General features: G+C 65.4%; 12 protein-coding genes. 11 read left to right on the top strand and 1 reads right to left on the bottom strand.

Annotation, left to right across the window (positions count from 1 at the left end):
- Positions 1-18 precede the first annotated feature (18 nt).
- From AC6LKD_RS19650 to AC6LKD_RS19615, 8 genes are all read left to right on the top strand, one after another.
- A complete protein-coding gene (locus tag AC6LKD_RS19650; RefSeq protein ID WP_498117185.1) occupies positions 19-1,209 on the top strand; it encodes an amino acid ABC transporter permease in 1,191 nt (396 codons plus the stop codon).
- A gap of 1 nt (position 1,210) precedes the next feature.
- The gene (locus AC6LKD_RS19645; RefSeq protein WP_498117183.1) at positions 1,211-2,311 is read left to right on the top strand and encodes an amino acid ABC transporter permease; all 1,101 of its coding nucleotides are present in this window, start codon (positions 1,211-1,213) and stop codon (positions 2,309-2,311) included.
- A 60-nt stretch (positions 2,312-2,371) separates the two neighbouring features.
- The gene (locus AC6LKD_RS19640; protein ID WP_173144228.1) at positions 2,372-3,112 is read left to right on the top strand and encodes an amino acid ABC transporter ATP-binding protein; all 741 of its coding nucleotides are present in this window, start codon (positions 2,372-2,374) and stop codon (positions 3,110-3,112) included.
- A gap of 198 nt (positions 3,113-3,310) precedes the next feature.
- Complete coding sequence (locus tag AC6LKD_RS19635; protein ID WP_013396505.1) at positions 3,311-4,927, top strand: acyl-CoA carboxylase subunit beta; 1,617 nt, start codon at positions 3,311-3,313, stop codon at positions 4,925-4,927.
- 12 nt (positions 4,928-4,939) lie between these two features.
- Positions 4,940-6,109 carry an acyl-CoA dehydrogenase family protein gene (locus AC6LKD_RS19630; RefSeq protein WP_013396504.1) on the top strand — a complete coding sequence of 390 codons (1,170 nt, stop codon included), beginning with the start codon at positions 4,940-4,942 and terminating at the stop codon, positions 6,107-6,109.
- A 16-nt stretch (positions 6,110-6,125) separates the two neighbouring features.
- Entirely contained in the window at positions 6,126-8,093 is a 1,968-nt protein-coding gene (locus tag AC6LKD_RS19625) for an acetyl/propionyl/methylcrotonyl-CoA carboxylase subunit alpha (protein WP_498117182.1), read from the top strand.
- Positions 8,090-9,904 (top strand): acyclic terpene utilization AtuA family protein, encoded by a 1,815-nt coding sequence (locus AC6LKD_RS19620; RefSeq protein ID WP_498117180.1) that lies wholly within the window; start codon positions 8,090-8,092, stop codon positions 9,902-9,904. Before AC6LKD_RS19625 ends, AC6LKD_RS19620 begins: the two co-directional genes overlap by 4 nt.
- 30 nt (positions 9,905-9,934) lie before the next feature.
- Positions 9,935-10,909 (top strand): Bug family tripartite tricarboxylate transporter substrate binding protein, encoded by a 975-nt coding sequence (locus tag AC6LKD_RS19615; RefSeq protein ID WP_498117178.1) that lies wholly within the window; start codon positions 9,935-9,937, stop codon positions 10,907-10,909.
- Positions 10,910-10,929: 20 nt separating this feature from the next.
- On the opposite strand, the gene AC6LKD_RS19610 is transcribed toward AC6LKD_RS19615, so the two are convergent.
- Positions 10,930-11,778 (bottom strand): LysR family transcriptional regulator, encoded by an 849-nt coding sequence (locus AC6LKD_RS19610; protein ID WP_498117176.1) that lies wholly within the window; start codon positions 11,776-11,778, stop codon positions 10,930-10,932.
- Between the two features lie 95 nt (positions 11,779-11,873).
- Between AC6LKD_RS19610 and AC6LKD_RS19605 the strand changes: the two genes are divergently transcribed.
- From AC6LKD_RS19605 to AC6LKD_RS19595, 3 genes are all read left to right on the top strand, one after another.
- The gene (locus tag AC6LKD_RS19605) at positions 11,874-13,097 is read left to right on the top strand and encodes a CaiB/BaiF CoA transferase family protein (RefSeq protein WP_498117174.1); all 1,224 of its coding nucleotides are present in this window, start codon (positions 11,874-11,876) and stop codon (positions 13,095-13,097) included.
- A 13-nt stretch (positions 13,098-13,110) separates the two neighbouring features.
- Positions 13,111-13,965: an enoyl-CoA hydratase/isomerase family protein gene (locus AC6LKD_RS19600; RefSeq protein ID WP_013396498.1), complete on the top strand. Its 855-nt coding sequence runs from the start codon at positions 13,111-13,113 to the stop codon at positions 13,963-13,965.
- Between the two features lie 82 nt (positions 13,966-14,047).
- The gene (locus AC6LKD_RS19595) at positions 14,048-15,064 is read left to right on the top strand and encodes a Bug family tripartite tricarboxylate transporter substrate binding protein (protein WP_013396497.1); all 1,017 of its coding nucleotides are present in this window, start codon (positions 14,048-14,050) and stop codon (positions 15,062-15,064) included.
- Positions 15,065-15,199: the final 135 nt, after the last annotated feature.

The following is a 15,199-nucleotide window of genomic DNA, read 5'->3' as shown; positions in this document are numbered from 1 at the left end:
ACTTCTGTAGATTCACTCATGAATACTCCCAATAAAAGCGCGCCTGCATCGGCCCCTCCCCGGCGTCTGAACTGGAACGATCCCGGCGTACGCTCCGTGGTCTACCAGGTGCTGGCGCTGGCCGCGGTGGCCTGGGCCGTGTGGTTCCTGGTTTCAAACACGCTGCACAACCTGTCCGTGCGCAATATCGCCACGGGCTTCGGCTTCCTGCAACGCGAGGCCGGCTTCGCCATCGGCGAAACACCCATCGCCTACAGCCCCTCCGACACCTACGGCCGCGCCATCCTGGTGGGCCTGCTCAACACGCTGCGCGTGGCCGTCATCGGCATCGTGCTGGCGACGATCCTCGGCACGCTGATCGGCATCGGCCGCCTGTCCAAGAACTGGCTGGTCGCCAAGATCACGTCGGTCTATGTCGAAGTGATGCGCAACGTGCCGCTGCTGCTGCAGCTGTTCTTCTGGTACGCGCTGATCACGGAAAACATGCCGGGTCCGCGCCAGGCGCATAATCCGTTGCCAGGCGTGTTCATCTCCAACCGCGGCCTGAAGGTGCCGGGGCTGGAAGGCAATTCGCTGGACTGGATGCTGGGCGGTCTGGGCCTGGCCATCGTGGCGATCATCTTCCTGGGCCACTGGGGCAAGAAACGCCAGGAGGCGACCGGCCGGGTGTTCCCGCTGGTCCGTGCCGCCATCGGCCTGCTCATCGGCCTGCCCATCGTCGGCTGGCTGGCCAGCGGCGCCTCGCTGACCTTGGACATGCCGGTGCTCAAGGGCTTCAACTTCTCGGGCGGTCTGACCCTGTCGCCGGAGTTTGCCGCCTTGATGGCGGGCCTGGTGGTCTACACCTCGGCCTTCATCGCCGAAGTGGTGCGTTCGGGCATCCAGGCGGTCAATACTGGCCAGTGGGAAGCCGCCGGTTCGCTGGGCCTGCGCCGCAAGCAGGTGCTGCGCCTGGTGGTGCTGCCGCAGGCGCTGCGCGTGATCATCCCGCCGATGACCAGCCAGTACCTGAACCTGACCAAGAACAGCTCGCTGGCCGTGGCCATCGGCTACCCCGACATTGTGTCGGTGGTGAACACCACACTGAACCAGACCGGCCAGGCCATCGAAGGCATTCTCATCATCATGGGCGCCTACCTCACGGTCAGCCTGTCGATTTCGATATTCATGAACTGGTACAACAAGCGCATCGCGCTGGTGGAGCGTTGATATGAGCAGCACTACGCATATCCCCGCCGAAGGGCTGCCGCCACCCAGCACCCATGTGGGTTTCTGGGCATGGCTCAAGTCGCGCCTGTTTTCGTCGCCGCTGAACATCCTCATCACGGTACTGCTGGCCTGGTTCCTGCTGATGGCGGTGCCGGCGCTGGTGGAGTGGGCCTTCATCAAGGCGAACTTCTCCGCGACCAACGCGCAGGAGTGCCGCGCTTCCGGCGGCGCCTGCTGGGCGTTCATCATCGAGAAGCACCGGCTGATCCTGTTCGGCACCTATCCGTTCGACGAGCAATGGCGTCCGCTGATCGCGACCGTCATCCTGGTGGCGGTGATCGTCTGCAGCGGCATCCGCCGCTTCTGGAACTGGAAGCTTGCTGTCATCTGGACCGTGGGCCTGACGGCCGTGGCGCTTTTGACGTGGGGCGGCGTGTTCGGCCTGTCCTACGTGGAAAATGCACGCTGGGGCGGCCTGCCGCTGACGCTGATTTTGTCCACGTTCGGCATCGCCTTCGCCTTCCCCATCGGCGTGCTGCTGGCCTTGGGCCGGCGCTCCAAGATGCCGGCCATCAAGGCGCTGTGCGTCGTGTACATCGAGCTGATCCGCGGCGTGCCGCTGATCAGCCTGCTGTTCATGTCCTCGGTGATGCTGCCGCTGTTCCTGCCGGAAGGCTTCTCCATCGACAAGCTGCTGCGCGCGCAGATCGCGATCATCATGTTCGCGGCGGCGTACATCGCCGAAACCGTGCGCGGCGGCCTGCAGGCGATCCCCAAGGGCCAGTACGAGGGCGCGGATTCGCTGGGCCTGAACTACTGGCAGCAGATGCGCAAGATCATCCTGCCGCAGGCGCTGAAGATCGTCATTCCGCCGCTGGTCAGCATCTTCATCGCGTTGTTCAAGGACACCTCGCTGGTGGTGATCATCGGCATTTTCGACCTGACGCTGGCGGCCAAGGCGGCCTTGTCCGACGCGGCATGGCGCGGATTCGGGGTGGAGGCGTACCTGTTCATTTCGCTCATCTACTTCGTCTTCTGCTTCTCCATGTCCAAGTACAGCCAGGCGCTGGAAAAACGCCTGGCCACGGGACACGCACGCTAGAACTTTGCAGCGCGTCCGCCTCGGGCGGGCGCGCACCGCGATACTTACGGGAGTACGGGCATGTCTGATGCCATCATCAAATTGCAGGACGTGAACAAGTGGTACGGCCAGTTCCACGTGCTGCGCAACATCAACCTGGACGTCGCGCCGGGTGAACGCATCGTGGTGTGCGGGCCGTCGGGCTCGGGCAAGTCCACCATGATCCGCTGCATCAACCGCCTGGAAGAGCACCAGAAGGGCCACATCATCGTGGACGGCACGGAGCTCACCAACGACCTCAAGCACATCGAGACCATCCGCAAGGACGTCGGCATGGTGTTCCAGCACTTCAACTTGTTCCCGCACCTGACGGTGCTGGAGAACCTGACGCTGGGTCCCATGTGGGTGCTGAAGAAGCCGCGCGCCGAAGCCGAGGCCACGGCCATGAAGTACCTGGAGCGCGTGCGCATCCCGGACCAGGCCAAGAAATTTCCCGGCCAGCTGTCGGGCGGCCAGCAGCAGCGCGTGGCGATCGCGCGTTCGCTGTGCATGAGCCCCAAGATCATGCTGTTCGATGAGCCAACTTCCGCGCTGGACCCGGAAATGGTCAAGGAAGTGCTGGACGTGATGGTCACCTTGGCCCAGGAAAGCGGCATGACCATGATCTGCGTGACCCACGAAATGGGCTTCGCGCGCAAGGTCGCCAATCGCGTCATCTTCATGGACCGCGGCGAGATCATCGAGCAGAACAGCCCTGACGAGTTCTTCGACAATCCGCAGAATGAACGGACCAAGCTGTTCCTGAGCCAGATCCTGCACTGACTGCCGCTTGATTTTCCGAGAACCCGCCACCGATGTGGCGGGTTTTTTTTGCGCCGCCGCGGGCGCCGATACTTAAATGATTCTAATGTGTCCGCGGACGAGTTCTTGATTGTGCGGGCGCGTCGGGTACCCCATCATAGGTTCACGCGTCGGGTTTGCCGGACGCTCCCCGGAACCCGACATAAGGCGCTCGCAACCATGGCTGATCTGGAATCCCGCCTCGACAGGCAATCTCCCGCCTATCAGCGCAACCGCGAACAGATGCTGGCGCTGCTTTCGGAGTTGGCGCAGCTGGAGCAGCGGGCGGCGGACCGGTCGGCCCAGGCGGCGCCCGCATTCCGCAAGCGCGGCAAGCTGCTGCCGCGGGAGCGCCTGGCGGCGTTGATCGACCCTGGCAGCCCGTTCCTGGAATTGATGAAGCTGGCCGGCTATTGCGGCATCGAGGATCCGGATCCCGCCACCAGCGTGCCCGGCGCCGCCATCATCGCGGGCGTGGGGGTAGTGTGCGGCGTGCGCTGCATGATCGTTATCAATGACGCCGGCATCAGCGCGGGCGCCATGCAGGCCATGACGGCCCAGAAGGTCATGCGCTGCCAGGAGATCGCGCTGGCCAATCGCCTGCCTTTCATCCAGCTGGTGGAGAGCGCGGGCGGGAATCTGAAAAAGTACCGGGCGGAACGCTTCGTCCATGGCGGCGGCATGTTCTACAACCTGGCGAAACTATCCGCGGCGGGAATCCCAGTGGTCTCCCTGGTGCATGGATCGTCCACCGCGGGCGGGGCGTATCTGCCGGGTCTTTCCGACTACGTCGTGATGGTGCGCAATCAGGCGCATGCCTTCCTTGCCGGTCCGGCCCTGTTGCAAGCCGCCACGGGAGAGATCGCGACCGAAGAGGAACTGGGCGGGGCGGCGATGCATGCGGCGGTATCGGGGCTTGCCGATTACGTTGCCGAAAACGACCGCGAGGCCATCCTGCAGGTGCGCGACATCGTGAGCGCCTTCGGTTGGGCCGAGCGAGAAAGCACGGAAGCCGGCGCGCCGCCGCTGCACGACATCCAGGATCTGCTGGGCATCATGCCAGCCGACTACCGGATGCCGGTGGACATGCGGGAGGTCATTGCGCGGCTGGTCGATGGATCCGAGTTCCACGAATTCAAACGTGACTACGGCGTGGCCACGGTTTGCGGCTATGCGGCGCTGTGCGGCACGCCAATAGGCTTGCTCACCAACAATGGCCCTCTCGATACCGCAGGCTCGACCAAGGCCGCGCAGTTCATCCAGCTCTGTTCGCAACTGGGGCGGCCCATCGTGTTCCTGCAAAACATCACGGGCTTCGTGGTGGGCCGGGCGCACGAGGAGGCCGGGATGATCAAGCATGGCGCCAAGCTCATCCAGGCGCTGTCCAACGCTGACGTGCCGCGCCTGACCATACTTTGCGGCGCGTCCTTCGGCGCCGGCAACTACGGCATGTGCGGCCGCGCGTTCAAGCCGGACTTCCTGTTTTCATGGCCGAACGCCAGGACCGCCGTGATGGGGGGCGAGCAGGCCGCCATGACCATGCGGCGCGTTGCGGAAAACAGCGCCAGGCGGGCGGGTACCGAACCAGATCACGCCGGCCTGGAGGCGGAAAGCCAGGAAATCGTGCGGACATTCGAGTTGCAGTCTTCCGCCGTGCATACCAGCAGCCTGCTGCTGGATGACGGCGTGATAGACCCGCGCACCACCCGGGAAGTGCTGGAAGTAGCGCTGGCCGCATGCACGCGGTCGGCAAAACGCGACCTTCATCCGATCCAGTTCGGCGTCGCAAGATTCTAACGAGGAGATTCCATGTTTACCCATGAGCACATCGCGCTGCAGGATGGCGTACGCCAGTTGATCGGGCGGGAGATCAATCCCTACCTGGATCAATGGGAGGAAGAGCAGATATTCCCTGCCCATGAGGTCTTCAAGAAGCTGGGCCGGGCGGGCTTTCTGGGAGTGAACAAGCCCACGGAGTTCGGCGGCATGGGGCTGGATTATTCCTATGAAATCGCGTTCTGCGAGGCTATCGGCTCGGTGCGTGCCGGCGGCGTGGGCATGGCCATCGCGGTGCAGACCGACATGGCCACGCCGGCCCTGGCGCGCTTCGGCAACGATGCCGTGCGTGAACAGTTCCTGCGGCCCTCCATCGCCGGGGATTACGTGGCCTGCCTGGGCGTATCCGAAACCGGGGCTGGGTCGGACGTGGCTTCGCTGAAGACGACCGCCCGCAAGGACGGCGACGACTACGTGATCAGCGGTTCCAAGATGTGGATAACCAATGCTACCCAGGCCGACTGGATGTGTTTGCTGGCCAACACCAGCGACGACAAGCCGCACCGCAACAAGTCGCTGATCTGTCTTCCGCTGAAGCAGGAAAACGGCAAGCCGGTGCCTGGCGTCACGATGAACAAGATCAAGAAAGTGGGCATGTGGTCCTCGGACACCGCGCAGGTTTTCTTCGATGAAGTGCGCGTGCCGCAGCGCTACCGCATCGGGGAGGAAGGCATGGGCTTTACCTACCAGATGCGCCAATTCCAGGAAGAGCGCCTCAGCGGCGCGACCCGGCGCGTCACGGCCCTGGGCGATGTGATCAACGACACCATCGACTACACGCGCCAGCGCCTGGTCTTCGGTAAACCGCTGCTGGACAACCAGGCGGTGCATTTCCGGCTGGCGGAGCTGAAGACGGAAGTCGAGATGCTGCGCGCCATGGTCTATCGCGCGGCCCGCGTGCATATGGACGGCGGCGACATGACGGAGCTGGCATCAATGGCCAAACTCAAGGCGGGGCGCCTGTGCCGCGAGGTCACGGATTCGTGCCTGCAGTACTGGGGAGGCATGGGCTTTACCTGGGAAAACGCAGTGTCGCGCGCCTGGCGCGACCTGCGCCTGATTTCCATCGGCGGCGGCGCTGACGAGATCATGCTCACCATCATCTGCAAGCACATGGGCATCTTGCCCGCACGCGCGGCGTGACGCCGCAAAGGTGGACATGATGAGATTCGATACCTTGCTGGTGGCCAACCGCGGTGAGATCGCGTTGCGAGTGATCCGCGCGGCGCGCGCCTTGGGCCTGCGCACGGTCGCGGTGTACTCGGATGCCGACGCGGAATCACGCCATGTGCGTGAAGCCGACATGGCGGTGCACGTAGGCGCGGCGCCGGCTCAGGCGAGCTATCGCAATGTGGACGCCATTCTGCGCGCCTGCGCCGCCAGCGGCGCGCAGGCGGTGCATCCCGGTTACGGGTTTCTTTCAGAGAACGCCGACTTTGCCCGCGCGGTGACGCAAGCAGGGCTGACTTTCGTAGGGCCGTCGGCCGAGATGATCGCCTTGATGGGCAACAAGGCTCGCGCCAAGGAAGCGCTGCGGCACGCCGACGTGCCGACGGTGCCGGGTGCGCAAGGCATCGCGGATGACCGTGAACTGTCGGCGCGGGCGCGCGCCATAGGCTACCCGGTCTTGCTGAAGGCCGCGGCCGGCGGGGGCGGGCGCGGCATGCGCCTGGCGCAGGACGACACCGATCTGGCGCAGGCGCTGCCGCTGGCTCGCTCGGAAGCGCTGGGCGCCTTCGGCTCGGATGAACTGATCCTCGAAAAGGCGATCCAGGCGGCGCGCCACGTCGAGATCCAGGTGCTGTGCGATGAACACGGCAGCGTCGTGCATCTGGGCGAGCGCGACTGTTCGCTGCAACGGCGCTATCAGAAGCTGGTCGAGGAAAGCCCATCGCCCGCGGTGTCGCCGGAGCTGCGCGCACGCATGGGCGCCGTGGCGGTGCGTGCCTGCCAGGCGATCGGCTACGTCGGCGCAGGCACGCTGGAGTTCCTGCTGGACGAACAGGGCAATTTCTACTTCATGGAAATGAATACCCGGCTGCAGGTCGAGCACGGCGTGACCGAGCTGGTTACTGGCATCGATCTGGTGCAGTGGCAACTGAGGGTGGCGCAGGGCGAAATGCTGGATTTCCGGCAGGAGGATGTGCGCAGCCACGGCCATGCGATGGAGTTGAGGGTCTGCGCGGAGGATCCGGCCGCCGGCTTCATGCCGCAGGTCGGTTCGGTGCTCAGGTGGATCAAGCCCCCCGGCCTGCGCGTCGACACCGCGCTCGAGGACGGTCTGGAGGTCACGCCGTATTACGACTCCATGTTGGCCAAGTACCTGGTGTGGGGCGCAACGCGGGACGAGTGCATCGGTAAGCTGACGCGGGCCTGCGAAGCCGGGGGCTTGCTAGGGGTCCGTTCCAACCTGCATTTCCTGGCGCGGGCGATCAACCATCCGGATTTTCGCGACGGCGGCGTGGCGACGACCTTCGTGGGAGGCCAGGACATGGCGTCGGCGTATTGGCGGGCGGAGCCTTCGGCGCATGCGTTGGCCGCCGCGGTGCTCGCACTGGCGGATTGGCCCGCGGGAGGTGCCAGGCCGGGCCTGGCCGCGGCCGGTGACGTGGCCTTGGACGATACCTCGGACGGCAACTCGCGGTTGCTGCACATTGTGCAACAGGCGGATGGCGGCCTGTCGGTCCGGGCTTGGGAAGGGCATGTTGCCGAGGGCGAATGCAGAGAGATCAGGATTGACGCTTTGCATCGCCGCGATGGCGAAATGGCGTTGGTCCTGGACGGACTGCGCCGGAGCCTGCGGGTGGCCAAGGATGCGGCGGCCGCCGTGTGGGTGCAGGACGGCGCCAGCGTTTGGCGCTTCGTGCGCGCCACGCGCTTTGCCGGCCGCGAGGACCAGAGGGACGGGCACGCTCGGCTGTTGCGCGCGCCGATGAGCGGCAGGGTGATCAGTGTCGACGTCCGTGACGGAGACAGCGTGACGGCGCAGCAGACGGTGCTGGTGCTGGAGTCCATGAAGATGGAAATGTCTATCGCGGCAGGCGGCGCGGGCGTGGTGGCAAAGCTTGCCGTCACTGCCGGAGATCAGGTCAGTACTGGACAGGCATTGATGGAGGTGCAGCCATGAGCGCGAACGACAGCGAGAGCCGGACGCGGCGGCGCAACGAGCCCGTGCATATCGGATGCGCATCGGGATTCTGGGGGGATTCCCAGATCGCGATTCCGCAGCTGCTGACGGCCGGCAAGCTGGATTACATCGTTTTCGATTATCTGGCGGAAACGACGATGTCGATCCTGCAACGGGCACGCATGCGCAACCCAGAGCTGGGCTACGCCACCGACTTCGTCAGCGTACTGCGCCCGCATTTGCAGACCTTGCTGGCGCGCGGCGTGCGGCTGGTGTCGAACGCCGGCGGCTTGAACCCGCAGGCTTGCCGCGACGCCATCCTGGCTTTCGCCCGCGAACAGGGCCTGGCGCCGCGCATCGCCGTGGTCACTGGCGACGACGTGGCCGAGTTGCAGGCGGAGTTCACCGACGCCCAGGGCCGGCCCCTGCCTGGCCTGGACGGCTTCGGGCCGCTGTTGTCGGCCAATGCCTATCTCGGCGCCTATCCCATCGTTCAGGCGCTGGCGCAGGACGCCGATATCGTGATTACGGGGCGCGCGGTGGACAGCGCCAGCGTGCTCGGCATAGCGATACATGAGTTCGATTGGACCTACTCGGACTATGACCGCCTGGCACAGGCCAGCCTGGCCGGCCACCTGATCGAATGCGGTCCGCAGGCGACCGGCGGCCTCTTCACGGACTGGGAGTCGGTGCCGGATTGGGCGAACATAGGCTATCCGATCGTGGCGCTGGATTCGGGGGGCGGGTTCGACCTGACCAAGCCGCCGGCGACCGGAGGCCTGGTCAGCCGTGCCACGGTGGCCGAACAGCTGCTGTACGAGATTGGTGATCCCGCGGCGTACGAGCTTCCAGACGTGGTCTGCGACTTGCGGCAGGTGTCCATCCGCGAGACGGGACCGGACCGGGTGCGCGTGGAGGGCGCACGCGGACGCGCGCCGTCCACGCGCTACAAAATCACTGCCACCGGACACGCCGGCTATCAGATCGGCATCATGATGGCGATCCGGGGGCCGCGGGCGCGCGCAAAGGCCTTGCGCACCGCGGAGGAATTGCTGCGGCGCACGCGCAAACTGCTGGCGTTGCACGGCTTGCCCGATTACGCCTCCACCGTGGTTGAGCTGCTCGGGGCCGAGGCCATGTATGGCGGCAATGCGCGCGCGAGCGACAGCCGCGAGGTGATTCTGCGCATCGCTGCCGCGCACGCCGAACGCAAGGGTCTGGAGTTCCTGCAGAAGGAGTCTGCTTCGGCCGGAACGTCGATGGGGCCGGGCACGCGCAGCCACTTCGGCGGCCGTTCCGATATCCAGGCCATCATCAAGACGGGATCGTTCTATATCGCCAAGCAGTGCGTGCCGATCTGGCTCCATTGCGGCGACGTCAATGCCGAGGTCGCCGTGCCCGAGAACGGCGAGGACGGCCCATTCCCGCAGCCTGGCCTTTCCCACCCTGTACCCGCTGCCGTCGCAAGCCCGGAGGGCGTCTTGCGGGTGCCGTTGGCGAGGCTGGCCTACGCCCGCAGCGGCGACAAGGGGGACGATTCGAACATAGGCGTGATCGCGCGTTCCGAGACTTACTGGCCGGTGTTGTTGCGCGAGCTGACCCCCGAGCGGGTGCGCGAGTATTTCAGCCATCTGGTGCAGGGCGAGGTGCTGCGTTTCGAGCTGCCGGGAACGGGGGCAGTCAATTTCGTGCTGCGGCGCGCGCTGGGCGGTGGAGGTTCGTCCAGCCTGCGCTCGGACCCCTTGGGCAAGTCGTACGCTCAGATGCTGCTGGACCTGGAAATTCCTTGTCCCGGCGAAATCCTGCGATAGCGGGAGTGAAAGGATGGGAGGAGACTACAAATGGAACAGACCCGCAGGGCATTCATGCAATTGGCCGGGGCCGGCGCTTTGCTGGCGGTGTGCGGCGCGGGCCGCGCGCAACCGCTGGACAAGACCGTCCACGTGACCGCGGCGTATGGCGCGGGCGGCGCGACCGACACCATCATCCGCTATGTGGCGGACCGGATCCGGGACAAGGTAGGGAGCCCGATCATCATCGAAAACCGCCCGGGCGCCGACGGCAATATTGCAGCCGAGTACGTGCTGCGGCAATCCGGCGACGGCTACAACCTGCTGGTGTCCGGACCGTCAACGCATGCGGCCAACGCCAGCATCTACAAGTCGCTGTCCTACGATCCGGAACGTGACTTCACTCCGCTCACGACGCTGGCGACCGCGCCGTACTTCCTGGTGGTCAATCCGCAGCGGGTGCGAGCCGAAACCCTGCAGGCGTTCGTCGCCGCCGCGCGCGACGCCCAATCGAGCCTGAGCTTCGCCAGCGCGAACGTGGGCGGACGCATCGCGGGCGAGCGCTTTCGCGCGATGTCCGGCATCAAGGCGGTGAACATTCCGTATCGCGCCAGCACGCAAGCCATGACGGATCTGTTGGGCGGCCAGTACGACTTTTATTTCTGTGATGCGGTGACCGCGTCGCCGCAGATGCGCGCCGGCAAGATCCGCGCCCTGGCGGTGTCCACCGCCGCGCGGGTGCCCGCTTTCCCGGATGTGCCGACCGTGGCGGAACTTGGCTACGCCGGCTTTGACGTGTCGTCGTGGATTGCGATCTGGGCTGCGGCCTCTACGCCGCCGGAGGTTGCCAGGCGGCTGGCGGAATGGATCAACGGGGCGCTCGACAATCCGGAGGGACGGCAGTTCCTCACGGACCGGGGTTTGTTGCCGCAGCCCGGCTCACCCGAGATCCTGCGCGCGATCCAGCGTCGCGACACGGTGGAATGGGGCAAGGTGATCGTGGCGGCGGGTATGCGGCAGCCATAGCGTATGCAGGCAAGCGGCGATCAGGGCGGGATGAAGAGTTCGCTGAGCTTGCGGGCGCCATCCGGGCAGTCGCCGGCGCGCATGTAGAGATGGTAGCTGGCGGAGGGCAGCACGGGCAGGCCAAGTTCTTCGCCGACGACCTTGAGGCCGGGCGTGAGCATTTCGATGGTGCGCGGCGTGATGCCCAGGCCGGCCCGCAAGGCGGCGCGCACGCCGGCCAGCGTGGGCGTCTGGAACGCGTTGCGCCAAGGGCGATTTTCCTGCTCAAGGCGATTCAGCGCCATGCGCCGGAAGACGCAGGGCGAGTCCACCAGCACCAGAGGCAAGGGGTGATTCTGTTGATGATGAAAATGTGTGCCGGATATCCACACCACAGGCGAGGTTCGGAACGTGATGCGGGGGAACTCGTCGAACTGTTCGAGTTCGAGCAGCAGGTCGATGTCGCCGCGCCGCAGCGCCGAAGCCAGCCAGCGGCTGCGGTTGACCTGAATCTCGATGCGCATGCCGGGATAGGTACGCGCGCACAGCGCCAGATAATCGGGCAGGATGGTATCGACGGCATCGGCGCAGACGCCGATGCGGGTGGGGGCCGCGAAGACGCTCTGATTCATGGCACGGCAGGTTTCGTCATTGAGCGCCAACATGCGGCGCGCGTACTCGCGCAGGCGCACGCCCTGTTCGGTGAGACGCTTGTGCCGTCCGACCCGCACCAGCAACTTGCAGTCCAGCAGCCGCTCGAGCCGCTGCATCTGTTGCGAGACCGCGGCCTGGGTGCGGAAGACCTGGTCTGCCGCGCCCGCGAAGTTCTCGCGGTCGGCCACCGCAAGAAAGGTCCTGAGCAAGCCTATGTCCAGATCGCGCACCACCATGAGGTTTCCTTGTGTGCCAGCGTACCCCGGCGATTATCCGGGCGCGCGGGTGCCGGGCACAAGTCCAGCCTTTCCCCAAGTCCATGGAGATTGCCGTGAATTCCGTCATCGATCCGAACCCATTGCACAAAGTGTATGAAGGTCTGCGCGTACTCGATCTGTCGCAGGGCATCGCGGGGCCTTATTGCGCGCAGATACTGGGCCAGATGGGCGCGCGAGTGACGAAGGTCGAGCCATTCCATGGCGACTGGGGGCGCAGCATGGGCGTGCCGCGCGCAGGCTTCAGCGCCATCGCGCTGGCTTTCAACCGCGGCAAGCGCAGTGTTGCCCTGGACGCGCAGACCGACGCTGGGCGGGATGTGCTGCACCGGCTGGCGGCGCGCGCCGACGTGGTGGTGCAGAGCTTCCGTCCCGGCGTGGCGGATCGCCTGGGCGTGGGCTACGCGACGCTGCGCGACATCAATCCGCGGCTGATCTACGCGTCGATCTCGGGCTTCGGCCTATCCGGTCCTTACGTCGATCGTCCCGGCACGGATTCCGTCGTACAGGCGCTCACGGGGCTGACCACCGCGAATTGCGACGGCGCGGGACTGCCTCAGCGGGTCAAGCCATTTGTCGGCGATCTGTCCTGCGGCGTCTATACCGCCAATGCGATCGGCGGTGCCCTGTTCGCGCGAGAGCGTGGGCAAGGGGGGACGCATATCGACGTCAGTCTGCTGGCGACCATGGCGGCATTGCAGAACAGTTCATTGATCGACCATGCCTTGAGTGGCGGGGAGCCGGCCACCAGCGTGACATATCCGCAAGGGATTTTCAGTACGGCAGACGGCTATGTGCTGGTGTTTGCGATGAACAACGCGATGTTCGCCGCGATTTGCCGGGTGATCGGGCGGGATGATTGGCTGAAGGACCCGCGCATGGACACGCCGCAGCACCGCATTCAGGTGGGGGACGAGATAAACGCCGGCGTGGCGCAGGCCTTGCGCCTGCGTTCTACCGCCCACTGGACGCAAAGCTTCCGCGAAAACGACATTCTGTATGGCGAGGTCAAGGACTACGACCAGTTCCAGGACGATGAACAGGTGCGCCATCTGGGCCTGGTCCAGACGCTCTGCCAGCCGGGACTTGGCGGCGTGCCATTTGTCGGCCTGCCGGGTGTGCGTCCGGGCGTTGGCGCGGCCGATGATCGCGTGCCGGCGGTGGGCGAGGATACGCACGCGGTGCTGCGGGAGCTGGAATACTCGGCCGCGGATATCGCGGCCCTGGCGCAGGACGGAATCATTCAACAGGCGGCGGCTCCGGCCGTCGCGACGTATTGAAGGAGCGGCAAACATGAATCTGGCGCAATCTGGCGTAGCGGCTGGCTCGCCGCTGTTGACCCGGCGGGACGGGGCCATTTTCCACATGGTTCTCAATCGGCCCGAGGCCCGCAATCCGCTGGGGGCCGAAATGGTCGAACGGCTGGAGGACGCGTTGAGTCAGGCCGAAGACGACTCGGCGGTCAGGGTCGTGGCGGTTAGCGCCGCAGGCCCGGCATTCAGTGCCGGGGGCAACCTGGGCAATATCGCGGATCGGATCGCGGCCAGCCCCGACGCTGATGGCCGGGACCCGATCGCCGCAGGCAATCGCCGTTACGGGCGTTTCCTGGAGCGGTTCGCGGGCAGTTCCAAAATCACCGTGGCCCTGGCGCAGGGAGCCGCCATGGGAGGCGGCGCCGGCCTGGTCTGCGCCGCCGACCTGGCGGTCGGCATGCGCGATGCGCGTTTCGGCTTTCCGGAAGTATCGATCGGCCTGGTGCCGGCGCAGATCCTGCCTTTCGTTGCAGCCCGCGTCGGCCTGCAGGCGGCCCGCAGGATGATGTTGACCGGGGACCGCATAGACGCCGATGCGGCGCGTTCGATCGGCTTGCTGGACTATGTGTTCGACGCCGGGCAGAGCTGGGACGAAGGCATCGCGCAGGTGCTGCGGCGTTGCGTGGACGCCGCTCCGCGCGCCGCCGGCCAGACCAAGCGCATGCTGCGGGGCCTGTTCGGCCAGCAGCGCTGGCACGAAGAGGAACTGGGCGCCTATCTGGACTCGGCGTCGCAGCACTTCGCCAGGCAATTGCGTACCGAGGCGGTCGAGGGCGTTGCGGCGGCAAAGGCCAGGCGGCGCCCGGACTGGGACGCGGTGCCGCCTGCCGGCTAGTGGGTGGTAGCGCCTTGTTACTTACTTGCCCGGCTGCGGTATGCTACGGACCGCGATCAATCCGAAGCGAGGAGAACAAATCATGACGCAGACCCCCCGCAGCGCTGTGCGCCGCGCCCTGTTGCAAGGCGCCGTGGCGCTGGCCGCCACCCTGCCTTTCGGCGCCCCGGCGCTGGCCCAGGCCACCGATTTCCCGACCAAGCCGCTGCGCTTCGTCGTGCCTTATCCGCCTGGCGGTCCGCTAGACACCATGGCCCGCATGCTGGCCGAGAAGGTGCGCGGTTCCCTGGGGCAACCGGTCATCGTGGAGAACCGTTCGGGCGCGGGCGGCAATATCGGCGCCGATCTGGTGGCCAAGGCGCCGGCCGACGGCTACACGCTGGTGATGGGCGCGGTCGCGACCCACGCCATCAATCCCTGGTTGTTCGCCAATCTGCCGTATGACCCGGTGAAGGATTTCGCGCCGGTGACCATCGTGGCTTCGGTGCCCAATGTGCTGGTGATGAACGTCGAGTTCGCCGAGAAGAACAAGATCGAGAAGCTGGCCGATTTGATCGACTACGCGAAGAAGAATCCGGGCAAGCTGAATTACGGTTCGGGCGGTAACGGCAGCGCGGGCCATCTGTCGGGCGAGCTGTTGAAGGCGCGCGCGGGGATCAATGTCGAGCACATTCCTTACCAGGGCGCGGCGCCTGCGCAATTGGCGCTGCTGTCGGGGCAGTCGGATTTCATGTTCGACAACCTGGCGGCTTCGGCTCCCTTGATCAAGGACGGCAAGGTGAAGGCGTTGGCCGTGACGACTGCCAAGCGTTCGTCGCTGCTGGCGGATGTGCCTACGGTGGAAGAGTCGGGGATCAAGGGTTTTGACCTGGGGACCTGGTTCGGGGTGTTCACGACGGGCGGCACGCCGGCGCCGGTGGTGGCTAAGCTGAACAAGGCTTATGCGGATGCGATGCAGCAGGCGGATGTGAAGCAGCGCTTGCTGACGATGGGGTCTGAGGCTGCGCCGATGACGCCTGAGGCGTTTGCTGAATTTGTGAAGGGCGAGAAGGCGAAGTATCAGGAGATTGTGAAGATCTCGGGTGCTAGTTTGAATTGAGTTTCCTTGTCTGTTTTGATGGGCGTCTTGAGTTGCTTGCAGTATTGAGTTCTTGAGACGCCCGTCGCGTCGGCGGCCCGCGGTGTGCGGGGCTGCGATTGCGGTCCGGAGCGTTCGCTCCGGACTTCCCCTTCG

It is taken from the genome of Achromobacter sp. D7-1 (genome assembly GCF_059760445.1).
This window is presented reverse-complemented; position numbering and strand designations above follow the sequence as displayed.

Coding starts and splice junctions, on each gene's coding strand:
- AC6LKD_RS19650 (WP_498117185.1), top strand. CDS start 19: ATGAATACTCCCAATAAAAGCGCGCCTGCATCGGCCCCTCCCCGGCGT.
- AC6LKD_RS19645 (WP_498117183.1), top strand. CDS start 1,211: ATGAGCAGCACTACGCATATCCCCGCCGAAGGGCTGCCGCCACCCAGC.
- AC6LKD_RS19640 (WP_173144228.1), top strand. CDS start 2,372: ATGTCTGATGCCATCATCAAATTGCAGGACGTGAACAAGTGGTACGGC.
- AC6LKD_RS19635 (WP_013396505.1), top strand. CDS start 3,311: ATGGCTGATCTGGAATCCCGCCTCGACAGGCAATCTCCCGCCTATCAG.
- AC6LKD_RS19630 (WP_013396504.1), top strand. CDS start 4,940: ATGTTTACCCATGAGCACATCGCGCTGCAGGATGGCGTACGCCAGTTG.
- AC6LKD_RS19625 (WP_498117182.1), top strand. CDS start 6,126: ATGATGAGATTCGATACCTTGCTGGTGGCCAACCGCGGTGAGATCGCG.
- AC6LKD_RS19620 (WP_498117180.1), top strand. CDS start 8,090: ATGAGCGCGAACGACAGCGAGAGCCGGACGCGGCGGCGCAACGAGCCC.
- AC6LKD_RS19615 (WP_498117178.1), top strand. CDS start 9,935: ATGGAACAGACCCGCAGGGCATTCATGCAATTGGCCGGGGCCGGCGCT.
- AC6LKD_RS19610 (WP_498117176.1), bottom strand. CDS start 11,778: ATGGTGGTGCGCGATCTGGACATAGGCTTGCTCAGGACCTTTCTTGCG.
- AC6LKD_RS19600 (WP_013396498.1), top strand. CDS start 13,111: ATGAATCTGGCGCAATCTGGCGTAGCGGCTGGCTCGCCGCTGTTGACC.
- AC6LKD_RS19595 (WP_013396497.1), top strand. CDS start 14,048: ATGACGCAGACCCCCCGCAGCGCTGTGCGCCGCGCCCTGTTGCAAGGC.